This is a genomic window from Pandoraea iniqua, assembly GCF_902459685.1.
GTDB classification, from domain to species: Bacteria; Pseudomonadota; Gammaproteobacteria; order Burkholderiales; family Burkholderiaceae; genus Pandoraea; species Pandoraea iniqua.
In genome coordinates this window covers 257,756-270,350 of record NZ_CABPSF010000007.1, presented here as the reverse complement: position 1 = coordinate 270,350, position 12,595 = coordinate 257,756, and the positions used below count along the sequence as shown (strand labels likewise).

The 12,595-nt window shown below is 64.3% G+C and carries 14 protein-coding genes; 6 read left to right on the top strand and 8 right to left on the bottom strand.

The features are described from left to right. Positions 1-136: 136 nt before the first annotated feature. Positions 137-1,084 carry a LysR substrate-binding domain-containing protein gene (locus tag PIN31009_RS22245; protein ID WP_150685011.1) on the bottom strand — a complete coding sequence of 316 codons (948 nt, stop codon included), beginning with the start codon at positions 1,082-1,084 and terminating at the stop codon, positions 137-139. Positions 1,085-1,187: 103 nt separating this feature from the next. Between PIN31009_RS22245 and PIN31009_RS22240 the strand changes: the two genes are divergently transcribed. Then, positions 1,188-2,399: an MFS transporter gene (locus tag PIN31009_RS22240; protein ID WP_150791604.1), complete on the top strand. Its 1,212-nt coding sequence runs from the start codon at positions 1,188-1,190 to the stop codon at positions 2,397-2,399. An 18-nt stretch (positions 2,400-2,417) separates the two neighbouring features. Here PIN31009_RS22240 and PIN31009_RS22235 read toward each other — a convergent pair whose 3' ends face one another. Beyond that, positions 2,418-2,948 carry a MarR family winged helix-turn-helix transcriptional regulator gene (locus PIN31009_RS22235; protein WP_150791603.1) on the bottom strand — a complete coding sequence of 177 codons (531 nt, stop codon included), beginning with the start codon at positions 2,946-2,948 and terminating at the stop codon, positions 2,418-2,420. Between the two features lie 77 nt (positions 2,949-3,025). Between PIN31009_RS22235 and PIN31009_RS22230 the strand changes: the two genes are divergently transcribed. Next, the gene (locus PIN31009_RS22230) at positions 3,026-3,910 is read left to right on the top strand and encodes an EamA family transporter (protein ID WP_174996128.1); all 885 of its coding nucleotides are present in this window, start codon (positions 3,026-3,028) and stop codon (positions 3,908-3,910) included. Between the two features lie 31 nt (positions 3,911-3,941). On the opposite strand, the gene moaC is transcribed toward PIN31009_RS22230, so the two are convergent. Next, positions 3,942-4,418: a cyclic pyranopterin monophosphate synthase MoaC gene (moaC, locus tag PIN31009_RS22225; RefSeq protein WP_058377629.1), complete on the bottom strand. Its 477-nt coding sequence runs from the start codon at positions 4,416-4,418 to the stop codon at positions 3,942-3,944. A gap of 117 nt (positions 4,419-4,535) precedes the next feature. Between moaC and PIN31009_RS22220 the strand changes: the two genes are divergently transcribed. Continuing rightward, complete coding sequence (locus tag PIN31009_RS22220) at positions 4,536-6,104, top strand: M48 family metalloprotease (RefSeq protein WP_150791602.1); 1,569 nt, start codon at positions 4,536-4,538, stop codon at positions 6,102-6,104. A 25-nt stretch (positions 6,105-6,129) separates the two neighbouring features. Here the strand turns inward: PIN31009_RS22220 and PIN31009_RS22215 are convergent, their stop codons facing one another. The 5 genes from PIN31009_RS22215 to PIN31009_RS22195 form a co-directional block, all read right to left on the bottom strand. Continuing rightward, the gene (locus PIN31009_RS22215) at positions 6,130-6,819 is read right to left on the bottom strand and encodes a DUF2946 family protein (RefSeq protein ID WP_150791601.1); all 690 of its coding nucleotides are present in this window, start codon (positions 6,817-6,819) and stop codon (positions 6,130-6,132) included. Further along, entirely contained in the window at positions 6,812-7,849 is a 1,038-nt protein-coding gene (locus tag PIN31009_RS22210) for a YheT family hydrolase (protein ID WP_150791600.1), read from the bottom strand. The genes PIN31009_RS22215 and PIN31009_RS22210 overlap by 8 nt, the downstream gene beginning before the upstream one ends. Before the next feature lie 24 nt (positions 7,850-7,873). Next, positions 7,874-8,329: a nuclear transport factor 2 family protein gene (locus PIN31009_RS22205; protein ID WP_058377634.1), complete on the bottom strand. Its 456-nt coding sequence runs from the start codon at positions 8,327-8,329 to the stop codon at positions 7,874-7,876. Between the two features lie 48 nt (positions 8,330-8,377). Beyond that, the gene (gene waaF, locus PIN31009_RS22200; protein ID WP_058377635.1) at positions 8,378-9,403 is read right to left on the bottom strand and encodes a lipopolysaccharide heptosyltransferase II; all 1,026 of its coding nucleotides are present in this window, start codon (positions 9,401-9,403) and stop codon (positions 8,378-8,380) included. Between the two features lie 103 nt (positions 9,404-9,506). Beyond that, positions 9,507-9,704, bottom strand: a complete 198-nt coding sequence (locus PIN31009_RS22195) for a zinc-finger domain-containing protein (protein WP_058377636.1) — start codon at positions 9,702-9,704, stop codon at positions 9,507-9,509. A 369-nt stretch (positions 9,705-10,073) separates the two neighbouring features. Between PIN31009_RS22195 and PIN31009_RS22190 the strand changes: the two genes are divergently transcribed. From PIN31009_RS22190 to PIN31009_RS22180, 3 genes are all read left to right on the top strand, one after another. After that, the gene (locus PIN31009_RS22190; RefSeq protein ID WP_246185806.1) at positions 10,074-10,856 is read left to right on the top strand and encodes an AzlC family ABC transporter permease; all 783 of its coding nucleotides are present in this window, start codon (positions 10,074-10,076) and stop codon (positions 10,854-10,856) included. Then, a complete protein-coding gene (locus PIN31009_RS22185; protein WP_150685005.1) occupies positions 10,856-11,179 on the top strand; it encodes an AzlD domain-containing protein in 324 nt (107 codons plus the stop codon). The genes PIN31009_RS22190 and PIN31009_RS22185 overlap by 1 nt, the downstream gene beginning before the upstream one ends. Positions 11,180-11,266: 87 nt before the next feature. Next, complete coding sequence (locus PIN31009_RS22180) at positions 11,267-12,472, top strand: phosphoglycerate kinase (RefSeq protein ID WP_058377638.1); 1,206 nt, start codon at positions 11,267-11,269, stop codon at positions 12,470-12,472. Positions 12,473-12,595 lie beyond the last annotated feature (123 nt).

Sequence of the window (12,595 nt, the reverse complement as noted above, 5' to 3'; positions counted from 1 at the left end):
TGTCCGGGGCGCCTCCATGGTTTGGGGTGCCCCGATTGCCCGGTCGTCGGACTTCAACGGTTGGCTATGCTTTGCCGTCGAAGTCCGCGCCAACGAAAAGCGGCAACGAGTTCTTACGAATTCGTTGCCGTTTTTTTTATGGGCGCGCGGTTTTGCCCCCGCGTGCGATGCCCTTGCCGAGTGGCACCGTCGCGGCAATCTCATCCTGCATCCACTGCCAGAACGCGTGGATAGCGCGCTCGCGCGGATGATGTTCACGCCAGCTGACGTAGTACTCAAGACTCGGCGGGATGCAGACGTCACCCACCTGCACCAGTTCGCCCGCCGCGATGGCGTCGCGCACCAGCAGGCTGCGCGTGGTCGCGAGCCCTTGCCCCGCGACGGCGGCGCGTAGCAGCAAGCCCGCATCGTCGAAAATCGGCCCGCGCGTGGGCTCGTGTGGCGGCAGACCTGCGGCAACCAGCCAGTCGCGCCATGACCGGTGCGCGAAACGCAGCATCGGCAGCTTCGGGGTGTCGTCGATCGTGAAGTCCGGGAGCCGGTCGATCAACTCGGGGCGGCAGACGGCGATGACGTAGTCGGTCAGCAGTTTGCGAGACACGAACCCGGTCGCTTCCACGCGCTGATGCCAGATGCCGACGTCGACCGAATATGGGTCTGGCGCGGCGACATCCGTGTGGAGCCGGATCATCAGATCGATACCCGGGTGCTGCGCGCTGAAGCGATCGAGCCGTGGGATCAGCCACTGCGCCGCCAGATCGGTCATCACGCTGACTTCCAGCCGCACCGTGGCGGGCGATGCCCCCGCTGCCGTGCCCGCCCGGGCTTCGGTGAAAGCTTCGTCCAGTTCCGACATGCCGATGCGGATGCGCTCGGCCAGACGCGCCCCGACACTGGTCGGAATCATGCGGGCACCGACCCGGCGGAAGAGGGGCGTGCCGAGTTGCTGCTCGAGCGAGCGCATGTGATGACTGACAGCACTGTGCGTCAAATTCAATTCGTCGGCCGCCCGCGTAAAACTCCGGTGACGGGCAGCCGCTTCAAGTGCACGCAGCGATTGGAGGGGAGGGAGGTGTCGAAACATGATGTCAAATTCTACTCACAATGCGCGCTCAAAGGTTTCGTTGGCTTGGGATCGCCGTTCCTCGGACAATGGATACCCAAGTAAATTACTAAGGTATGGCTTCATGTCGAAAGCACTACGCATCTTTGTGCTGTTCGCCTGCGGGTACTTCGTTTCCTACGTGTACCGCGGTGTGAACATTGGGTTTGCGCCGTTCATGACGCGTGAACTCGGACTCTCCTCGGCCGATCTCGGCTTGCTCACGAGTCTCTACTTTCTAGGCTTCGCCGGTGCGCAGTTGCCGGCGGGTGTGCTGCTCGACAAGTTCGGGCCGCGCCGCGTGGCGTCGATCGTGTTGTTGCTGGCGGCGGCGGGCGCGGTGCTGTTCGGTCTTGCGCATGGCGTGGGCGCGCTGATGGTGGGGCGTCTGCTCATCGGTGTGGGCGTGTCGGTGTGTCTGGGCAGCGCGTTCAAGGCGTTGGCGCAATGGTTTCCGGTGGCGCGTCTGCCGTTGCTCAACGGGCTCGTGATGGCCGTTGGCGGCTTGGGCGGCGTGGTTGTCGGCACGCCACTCAACTGGCTGCTCGGCATGACCGACTGGCGCGTGGTGTCGTTCGGCTTGGCCGGACTGACCGTCTTCATGTCGGTGGCGTTGTGGTTTGGCGCACCGGAGAAGCAGGGGGCGCATGCGCAGGGTGGTTTGTCGGAGGCGCTGCAAGGCGTGCGCCAAGTGCTCGGTAGCGCCATGTTCTGGAAGGTAACGTCGCTCTCGGGGATCACGCAGGGTGTGTTCTATGCGATGCAGTCGCTCTGGATGGCGCCCTTCATGCGTGACTTCGAAGGCCTGTCGGCGGCAGAGGCGGCGTCGCTCGTGTCGGTGGTCGGGCTTGCGATGATGGCCGGCAGTGTGGTGTTCGGTGCGGCGGCACGCTCGCTCGAGCGTCGCGGGGTGAGCGTGTTTGCGTTCTCCGGCGTCGGCATGGTGATCTTCGTCGCGGTGCAGTTGCTGCTGATGCTGGGCGCGCCGATTCCGCCGGTCTGGCTGTGGACGGCTTACGGCATTTTTGGTGGCACGGGCATTCTGTCGTACGCCGTGTTGGCCGAGTATTTCCACGGCACGCTGATCGGACGCGTGAACACGTCGCTCACGCTCGTCATCTTCGTGCTGATCTTCTTGTGTCAGGTGGGCATCGGCGCAGTGCTCGGCGCTTATCCGGCACACAGTCCGAATGCGCACTTCACTGCGTGGGCGGCGCTGATCGTGCTTCAGGTGCTGGGCGCCGTGTGGTACTTCTGGCCGCAGCGCCAGCGTGTGGGGAATGCCGCGGCGGCTTAACGAACGGACTAGCTCAGGCTAGCGCTCGCTTTCCAGCAGCTTGAGCCAGGCGATCAGCCCGGCGTCGATCTGCGCGAGCGCTTCGGCCGACAGGGGAGCGAGCATGCGATGCTCGTTCGCCACGTGCGCGTCGACGGCGCGCTCGATCTGTGCGAACCCGGTGTCGGTCAACTGGACGAGCGTGCTGCGCGCGTCCTCCGGGTTCGGCACACGCGCGATCCAGCCGCGCGTCTCCAGACGTTGCAGGCGATGCGTCATCGTGCCGGACGTCACCATCAATGTGGAAAACAACGCCGTCGGCGCCAGTCGATACGGCGCCCCTGCGCGACGCAACGTCGCCAGCATGTCGAATTCCCAACCACTCATGTCGAACTCGGCGAACGTCGCGTCGAGTTGCTGCTGAACCAACGCGGCACAGCGCTTCAGCCGGCCGATGATCGCCATCGGCGCGACGTCGAGATCGGGGCGCTCGCGATTCCACTGCGCGAGGATTGTGTCGACCGCGTCGCCCGTACTATCTGCGCCCTTGCTAGTTTGTCGGCTCACCATGCGTGACCTCACTTATCTTGACATCAAGACAAAATGATACCAAACTGCAATTTATCTTGAATTGAAGATAAATAATCATGACGACTTCGACGTTGATTTCGCCCGCGCGATTGAACTGGATCGACGTGTTGCTGACGGCCTTGGCCCCGATGATCTGGGGATCGACCTACATCGTGACGACGCAGCTTTTGCCACCGGACCGGCCTTTCACCGCCGCACTGATTCGTGTGTTGCCGTCGGGGCTGTTGCTGCTGATCTACGCGCGCCGATGGCCGGTGACGCGCGATTGGGGGCGGTTGCTGGTGCTCTCGGCGTTGAACATCGGCGCATTTCAGGCGTTGCTGTTCGTGGCGGCATATCGCTTGCCGGGCGGCTTGGCTGCGGTTGTCGGCGCGATTCAGCCGTTATTGGTCATGGGCTTGGCGTGGGGTGTAGAGCGCAATCGGCCGTTGGCTCCCACGGTGTGGGCGGCGGTGGCGGGTGTGGTCGGCATGGCGATCCTGCTGCTTTCGCCGACGACGGTGTTCGAGCCGGTAGGCATTCTGGCGGCGCTCGCGGGGGCCGCGAGCATGGCGACGGGGACTTATCTCACGCGTCGCTGGCGCGTGGACATGCCGGTGCTCGCGTTGACGGGCTGGCAGTTGGTGCTGGGCGGGTTGATGCTGGCGCCGTTGGCGCTGTTCGTCGACGCGCCGCTGCCGTCGCTCACAACGTTACAGACGCTGGGATATCTGTATTTGTCGGTGGCGGGGGCGTTGCTGGCTTACGCGTTGTGGTTTCGCGGGATTGCGCGTCTTGCGCCGGTCGCGGTGTCGTCGCTCGGGTTGTTGAGTCCGCTGACGGCCGTGGTGTTGGGATGGGTGTTACTGGGGCAGGCGATTACGGGGGTAGCGTTTGTCGGGCTCGCGATGGTGTTCGCAAGCATTCTCGCCGTGCAGTGGACGGCGTCGCGAGGGAAGTGATGTCCCCCCGGCCGCTCGCGAAAGTCGCTGGTTACGCCGCGACCCAGTCGCCCGACTTGCCGCCGTGCTTCTCCAGCACGCGCACGTCGGTAATGGTCATGCCGCGATCGACGGCTTTGCACATGTCGTAGATCGTCAGCAGGCCGACTTGCACGGCCGTGAGGGCTTCCATCTCAACGCCCGTGCGGCCGATGGTTTCCACCTGCGTGCGGCAATGGACGGCATTCGCGCCGTCGTCGACGAGAAACTCGACCGTCACGCGCGTGAGCGCCAACGGGTGGCACAGCGGAATCAAATCTGCCGTGCGCTTGGCGCCTTGAATGGCGGCAATGCGCGCGATGCCCAGCACGTCGCCTTTCTTCGCGGTGCCTGTGCGAATCAGCGCGAGCGTTTCGGGTTTCATCAGGATGGTGCCGCGTGCTACGGCAATGCGGTGCGTGCTGTCCTTACCGCCGACGTCGACCATATGGGCCTGACCAGCGGTGTCGAAATGGGTGAGTTCTGCCATGGATAGGTGCCAAATGTGATGTGCGGAGCCCGTCGGGAAACACGCCGGGAACGTCCACACTTGGCTGCTATCATAGCAGCAGCCTCGAATGACCTGCGCCATGCCGCGCCCATTTCCATGACGCGTTCATCACGTTCGTTCCGCGCTTTGTCACGCACTTCCCCTTGGCGGCGGGCCGTCGCTTGGGCGTTGCTGCCGGTGATGAGCGTGATGACGTTCGCGGCGGCCGTGGTGCCCACACAAGCGGCGGCGCAGTCGCTGCCGACACTCGGACAAAGTTCGGCTTCCGATTTATCTCCCGCGATGGAACGCAAGCTCGGCGAGCGGGTGATGCGCGAGATTCGCGCCGACCCCGACTATCTCTCCGATCTGCTGCTCTCCGATTACATCAATACGCTTGGCGGCAAGCTGGTCGCGGCCACGCGCAAGGTGGGGCTCGATGCGAGTCAGAGCTTCGAGTTCTTCGTGGTGCGCGACGCCGCCATCAATGCGTTTTCGCTCCCCGGCGGGTTCATCGGCATCAATACCGGCTTGATCGTCACGACGCGTACCGAATCGGAACTCGCGTCGGTGGTCGGCCACGAGACGGGACACGTCTTGCAGCACCACATCGCGCGAATGCTCGGACAGCAGGCGCAGAACTCGTGGATTGCGCTTGGCGGCATGCTGCTTGGCTTGCTCGCCGGGATTGGCGCGCGCAGCTCCGATCTGGGGATGGGCATCGCGATGGGCGGGCAGGGGTTGGCGGTGGATCGGCAACTGCGTTTCTCGCGCGATGCCGAACGCGAAGCCGATCGTGTCGGCTTTCAGTTGCTGCAAGCGGCGGGCTTCGATACGTATGCGATGCCGACGTTCTTCGAGCGCCTGCAACGTGCGGATGCGATCAACGAAGCGGGCGTGCCCGAGTATGTCCGCACTCACCCGCTGACGACCGAGCGCATTGCCGACATGCTTAACCGTTCGCGCAACGCCGGCTATCGTCAGCCGGAGCAATCGCCGGAATATGCGTTTGCGCGGGCGCGTTCGTTGGTGTTGCAGCAGAAGTCGGCGAGCGATTTCGCGACGATTGCCGATGCGCAACGCACGGCCATTCGCTCGCAGACGGCACCGAGCGTTGCGGGCGCATGGTATGCGGTGGCGTTGGCGGAGTACAAGCAACATCGCTGGGAGCCGGCGCGCGAGGCGCTGGAGAAGTCGCGTGCCGCGTTTGGCGGTACGGGCGTAGGCACGCCGAGTCTGGCGGTGCTGGCGTCCGACATCGCGCGCATGCAGGGCAAGCCGGCCGAGGCGCTGCGCATTGCCACGGAGGCGCGGGCGGCGTTCCCGCTGTCACAGGCGTCCGACATGGCCTATGCGGATGCGCTGGTGGCCAGTCAGCGAATTCCCGAAGCCACCAAATTTCTGAAGGATCAGGTCGAGCGCTATCGCAGTGAGCCGATCTGGTGGCGCGCATTGGCGGGTGCGTGGGCGGCAGGCGGCAAGCGTGCCAAGCAGCATGAAGCGCTGGCTGAGCAGTACGCGCTACAAGGCCAATGGATGGCCGCCGTCAGCCAGTTGAAACTCGCCCGAGACGCCGGCGACGCCGACTTCTACGAGATGTCGACCATCGACGCACGACTGCACGAATTCCAACGTCGCTATAAAGAAGACAAGGAAGACGAGAAGGACTTCAAGCAGTTTGGGTGAAGAGGGCAGCCGTTCCCGTGACTTGCTAATTTGTCCCGTCGGCCTGCGGATCCCGCTCGAACCCATACGTCTTTGGCAACGTGCCCGCATGCACGGTGGTGAACGGTAACGATTCACCGTTCTGCCAATGCAGTCGAACTGCGGCTTCGGCGTCTGCCGTGTCGTCAGCGGTTTGCGCGATTTCGGCGGCCTGCGCCAGATCGGAGACGCGCGTCAGCAGATCGATGTCGTGATCGTGCAGCAGGGCCAGCGGCGCAACGGGGCGAACGCGATCACCCGCATCGTCTTCGCCATTCCCACCACTCCCAAGCCCAACCGGCGTCTCTCCAACAAACGCCACGTTGCCATCCTCATCGAGCAGACAAGCCTGCGGCACGAACGCATGCCCCAACTGATCCGTCAGCACCGGTGCACCCTTGCCCTCGTTCGCCGCGGCATCCCACGACAGTCGCACGACGAACGGCGCATACGCCAGCCCGACATACACGCGCTGCGGGCCGTTCTGGAAATACCACCGTCCCGCTTCGTCACTGTCGTAATTGCGAGCGATGAACGCCAGCAATGCCGTGTGGCGAATCGGATCGCCCGCCGTGCCCGCCGCCTGCGCAGCCTCGTCGCGCATGCGCCACTGCCCGCGACGGTCGAGCGAGAGCCAGCCGTAGCAGTGCGGCACGTTGGGCCACTTGGCCATGGCCTGTCGAACGATCTCATCCATGGGGTGCTCGGGGAAGGAATTGGCGGAAGTAATCGACGACGGTACGCGGCATCCACGTCATGCCGCCCGGAAACGGACCGCTCATGAAGCCGACATGCCCGCCATTGGCCGGTTGCAACAAATGCACGAAGCGGCCGACATCGGCCTCGCCGGGCAACGCGCTGGCCGGCTGGAACGGATCGTTGCGCGCGTTGAGCACCAGCGTCGGCACTTCAATGGCCGGCAAGATCGGTTTGCTTGACGCCCGCGTGTAGTAATCAAACGCGCTGTGATAACCATGCAACGGCGCCGTCACCACATGATCGAACTCGCCGAGATCGCGCGCCGACATCATCAGATCGCGGTCATACAGCCCCGGGTACTGCTCCAACTTGGCGAGAGCCTTCTTCTTGAGCGTGCCGAGAAAGTTGCGCGTGTACACCATGTTGAAGCCGTGCGAAAGCGCCAGTCCACCGGCACGCAGATCGAGCGGTGCGGACACGGCACTCGCCGCAGTCACGATCTGCGCAGCATCCCCTTCGCGCTCGCCGAGCCAGCGCAGCAACACGTTGCCGCCCAGCGACACGCCCGCCGCAAACATCGGCCCCGACACATGCGAGCGCAAGCGCCGCAGTATCCAGTCGATCTCGGTGCTGTCGCCCGAATGGTAAAAGCGCGGCGCACGGTTCATGCGGCCGCTGCAACTGCGAAAGTGGGGAATGACGCCGCGCCAGCCGAGCGCTTCGACTTCACGCATCAGCGTGCGCGCGTAATGACTGTCGGAACTGCCTTCCAACCCGTGGAACAACACGACGAGCGGTGTTTCGACAAGCCCGGTCGGGGCGGGCGGTGCCTTGTCCGATGCCGGTGGGGCGACCAGCCAGTCGACGTCGACGAAATCGCCGTCGGGGGTATCCCACGTCTCGCGCCGGAATTCGACGGGCGGACGCCGGCCCAGCAGCGCCGGGTAAATCGTCTGGCTGTGCCCGTCGGGCAACCACCGGGGCGACCGGTAATCGGGCGGGAAAAATGTCGCTGGCCGGGCCGTCATGTTGACCTCATGACCTTGTGACGATCAGTGCAGCCCGTCCGGACGGGCGTGCATCATCAAACTGAATTGCTCGACGGCGTGCTGCGGCAGCGGGCTCGAATGGATGTGCGCGAAGCGCCAGTCCCCTTGCTCGTGCACCAGCACGTACGTCGTGTGAATGAGCTGGGCGGTCGTCTGCCCAGCATCTTCCTTGCCCACGCGCATCGCTTCGGTGGCGGTGTGCACGACGGTGCCGACGGTGTCGTACTCGGTCGTATCGAGCGAATCGATCAACACCACACTCTGCGAGAACTGCGCGACCAGCCCGCTGCGAATCTGCTCCAGACCGTCCCAGCGCGTACCGTCGGGGCGGATGTAGCTCACGAAGTCTTCGTTCGCCCACAGCGACATCGCACGATCCGTCTGGCCCCTGCGCAGCGCGTCATAAAAGGCCGTGATGGTTTCACTGGCGGCATCGAACAGGCGGACAAAACGTGGCATGAGGATTTACCGTTGGGTTTAACCGTTAGGACTAACCGGGGGCGAAACTTACCGCTGCGTGAGCAGAATGTTGCGCAGATTGGCGAACACATGCTCCGGCATCAGCTCGTTCAGGCAGCGCGTATGGCCCAGCGGACACTCGCGCGCGAAACACGGGCTGCATTCCAATTGTAGCCACAGGATGTGGGCTTGATCGGACAGCGGCGGGGTGTGGCGCGGATCGGACGATCCGAACAGCGCGATCTGCGGGCGGCGCAGGGCAGCCGTCACGTGCATGAGCCCGGAATCGTTGCTCACCACGGCGTTGGCGCGTGCCAGCAACGCACAGGCTTCCGCCAGTGACGTCTGACCGCACAGGTTGCGCACGAACGGGGCGTCGGCAGCGATCTGCTGGGCCAGCGCACCGTCCTTGCCCGAACCGAGCGCGATGATCTGCGCATACGGGAACGAGCGGCGCACCAGTTGTGCCAGCTGCGCGAAGTGGCCCGGCGGCCAGCGCTTGGCCGGCCCGAACTCGGCGCCCGGGCAGAACACCACGAGCGGCACACGCAGATCGAGGCCGAAGCGCGCAAACACGCGCGCCGATTCGTTCAAGTCGGCTTCGATACGCGGCGTCGGCAGCGTTTCGGGCAGCTTGGCACCGGGCGCAAACGCCAGCGCAGCGTAATGCCGCACCATCGGCGGGCGCTCGTCCTTGCGCGGATTGGCGTGGCGCACGTTGAGCAGGCCGTAGCGCTGCTCGCCCTTGTAGCCGATGCGCAACGGAATGCGCGCCAGCCACGGAATCAGCGCCGACTTGAAGGAATTCGGCAGCACATAGGCGGCGTCGTAACCCTCGTCGGCGAGCACGCTCGCGAGCTGATAACGCGCGAGCGGCTGCAACTTGCCGTGCGCGAGGTCGGTCGAGACCACGCGCGAAATCTCCGGCATGCGCTCCAGAACCGGGGCGACCCAGCTCGGTGCGATCGCGTCGATGGTCAGACGCGGATGCAGACGCTTGAGCAGGGTAAACAACGGCTGCGCCATCAGCGCGTCCCCAATCCAGTTGGGGGCGATCACCAAGGCTTTATGCATCGTGGCGGAGACTCTAAACGTTAAGCGTAGCGATGAAACTCACAGGTGACCGGCACGGCGACTTCGCCCGCACGGTCAGGACTTGCATGACCTGTCAGGCAGCTTAGTGGTGACCCTTGAGTACCACACCGGCCTTCAGGCGATAGCGCGTGCCGCAGTACGGGCAGGCGGCTTCGCCATGGGTCACATCGATGAACACGCGGGGATGGGCGCTCCAGGCTTCCATCTTCGGGTTCGGGCAATGCACCGGCAGATCTTCGGCGCCGACTTCGACGATCGGCATTTGTTTGACTTCGCTCATGGGGTTCAGACCGTGATGGGTGTTCGGGTATTCGGAATTTCGGGGCCGGCACGGCTCACCGTACGGGGCGGCGTGCTCACCAAAAGTCGCTATTGTAAAGCAGCCGACCCCTTTGCGGACGGCTCGCGGCACGCACCGGCGCGCGTCGCACGGGCCATCGCCACCCCAACGTGGCGCATATGCGACACCTCATGCGTTGTACCTGCAAAAACCGGCAGTAACTGCCGCTTAGCTTACTAAGCAACTATTTACCGTGACTATAATGGCCTGTCGTCCGCCATAGATGATGAATATATTCAGGAGACAATCCGGCAACGCCAGGCGGGCGAACGGGCGTGCCGGGCGCCGTCGGGACCGCTTTGCCCCGCAATGCCATCCAGTGCGTCGCTTGCCACGGCGCTCGCCCCCAAGACCATGCCAACGCTTCGTTTGCCAGCCGCTGAACGTGAAGGGTTCGCGGCCGGTTTTCGCATTATTTCGCCGCTGTTGCCTGCCATCTTCTCGTGGGGCCTCGTGACCGGGGTGGCCATGAGCAAATCGGTGCTCACCGTGCCGCAAGCCATCGGCATGAGCCTGATGCTCTATGCCGGCTCGGCGCAGTTGGCCACGCTGCCCCTCTTCGCCGCCGGCATGCCGCTCTGGACGATTCTGCTCACGGTTGCCATCGTCAATCTGCGCTTCGTGATCTTCAGCGCGGCGCTGCAACCCCACTTCTCCTATCTGTCGCTGCCCCGGCGCATCGTGCTGGGCTACGTGAACGGCGATCTGGGCTTCGTGATGTTCATGAACCAGAACTTCGCCAATGGGTACGTGCCGGGCAAGGAGGGCACGTACTTCGGCATCACGATCAGCAACTGGGCGGTGTGGCACGTGTCGTCGATCCTCGGCATCATGCTCGGCGCCCTCGTGCCCGACAGCTGGGGGCTGGGCTTCGCGGGCACGCTAGCGCTCATTCCAATGATGGTGCACACGATTACCACCCGCTCGATGCTGCTCGCGGTGACGCTGGCGTCGGTCATCGGGTTGCTCGCGTTCGATCTGCCCTATCGGCTGAACCTCGTGCTGGGCGTCGTCGGCGCCCTCGCGGCGGGGATGGTGTGCGACGAGCTGACCGCACGCCACGCGCGCAAGCTGAGCGGAGGGCAGCGCTGATGAGCACGCTCGAAATCTGGTTTGCCTTCGTGGCCATGACCGCCGTGACCGTGCTCACGCGCACCTTCTTCCTGCTGGCCGGCGAGCGGGTGACGCTGCCGCAGCGCCTGCAACGCGCGCTGCGCTACGCCCCGGCGGCGGCGCTGGCGGTCATCGTGGTGCCTGAGGTGCTGCTGCTCGACCATCAGTTCGCGCTTCACATCGGCAATCACAAGCTGGCTGCTGCGGTGGCGGCCACCGGCTGGTTCGTCTGGCGGCGCAACATGATCGAGATGATCGTCATCGGCATGGCGGTCTACACCCTCGGGCGGTTGTTCCTCTAAGCAAAACCCCGGGGCACCCAAAATGGTCAATCGGGCGGTGGGATCAGTTAAAATGCATGTTTTTCCCACTATTTATTCCGGATTCTCATGGCTTCCGTCGTACGTCTTTCCGATTTGATCGCTCAGGGCCGCCTCGCCGGCAAACGTGTCTTCATCCGCGCCGATCTGAACGTGCCGCAGGACGATGAGGGCCGTATCACGGAAGACACGCGGATCCGCGCTTCGGTGCCGGCGATCCAGATGGCGCTCGACGCCGGTGCTGCCGTGATGGTCACGTCGCATCTGGGCCGTCCCACGGAAGGCGAATTCAAGCCGGCCGACTCGCTGGCCCCGGTGGCACAGCGCCTGTCGGAACTGCTCGGCCGTGACGTGAAGCTCATCGCCAATTGGGTCGACGGCGGTTTTGAAGTCGCGCCGGGCGCAGTCGTGCTGCTGGAAAACTGCCGCGTCAACAAGGGCGAGAAGAAGGACAACGACGAACTGGCGCAGAAGATGGCCAAGCTGTGCGATGTCTACGTGAACGACGCGTTCGGCACGGCCCACCGCGCCGAAGCCACGACGCACGGCATCGCCAAGTACGCCCCGGCCGCCTGCGCCGGCCCGCTGCTGGCCGCCGAACTCGAAGCGCTGGGCAAGGCGCTGAACGCGCCGGCCCGCCCGCTGGTGGCTATCGTCGCCGGCTCGAAGGTCTCGACCAAACTCACCATTCTCAAGACGCTGGCCGACAAGGTCGACCAACTGATCGTGGGCGGCGGCATCGCCAACACGTTCATGCTGGCCGCCGGCCTGCCGATCGGCAAGTCGCTCGCCGAGGCCGATCTGATCGAAGAAGCCAAGGCAATCATCGACGCCATGGCCGCACGCGGCGCATCGGTGCCGATCCCGACCGACGTGGTCTGCGCCAAGGAATTCAGCCCGACGGCCGAGGCGACCGTGAAGGCCGCCGCCGACGTGGCCGCCGACGACATGATTCTCGACATCGGCCCGCAAACGGCCGCCAAGCTGGCCGAACAACTGGGCAGCGCGGGCACCATCGTCTGGAACGGCCCGGTCGGCGTGTTCGAATTCGACCAGTTCGGTCATGGCACCGAGACGCTGGCGCGCGCAATTGCCGCCGCCAAGGGCTTCTCGATCGCCGGTGGCGGCGACACGCTGGCCGCCATCGCCAAGTACGGCATAGCCGATCAGGTGAGCTACATCTCGACGGGCGGCGGCGCTTTCCTCGAATTCCTGGAAGGCAAGACCCTGCCGGCCGTGGACGTGCTGCAACAACGCGCAGCCCAAGCCAACTAATTGGACTGAAGGAGATCTAAGTGGGGCGGGGCTGGAGGACCAGTTCGTCGGTCCGGAAATGGAGCGTGCATGGCCGTTTTGCACGCTTTATTGCGAACGTTTGAGTTCGAATCGAACGATTTC